This window comes from Paraburkholderia sp. BR10937, assembly GCF_040965695.1.
Taxonomy (GTDB): Bacteria; Pseudomonadota; Gammaproteobacteria; order Burkholderiales; family Burkholderiaceae; genus Paraburkholderia.
This window is the reverse complement of sequence record NZ_JBFRCL010000199.1, coordinates 1-281: the sequence shown is the minus strand read 5'-3', so window position 1 is coordinate 281 and position 281 is coordinate 1. Positions and strand designations below refer to the sequence as shown.

Sequence of the window (281 nt, the reverse complement as noted above, 5' to 3'; positions counted from 1 at the left end):
AACGCGCAGTAAGCAGTAGAGTGCAGCAAAGGCATTATCTGAAAAGATCATGTCCCCTTCGTCTAGAGGCCTAGGACATCACCCTTTCACGGTGAGTACAGGGGTTCGAATCCCCTAGGGGACGCCAGACATGAGCGTCGTCAATGAGATTGGCGAGGCATCAGGTGGAAATCAGCCGACATCCATCTGACTGTGTCGAACTGGAGCGGTAGTTCAGTCGGTTAGAATACCGGCCTGTCACGCCGGGGGTCGCGGGTTCGAGTCCCGTCCGCTCCGCCAGA

2 tRNA genes are annotated in these 281 nt (G+C 56.6%); both read left to right on the top strand.

The window, feature by feature from the left end:
• Window positions 1–51: 51 nt before the first annotated feature.
• A tRNA-Glu gene (locus tag AB4Y44_RS42645) sits at window positions 52–127 on the top strand.
• Window positions 128–202: 75 nt separating this feature from the next.
• Window positions 203–279 (top strand) — tRNA-Asp (locus AB4Y44_RS42640).
• Window positions 280–281 lie beyond the last annotated feature (2 nt).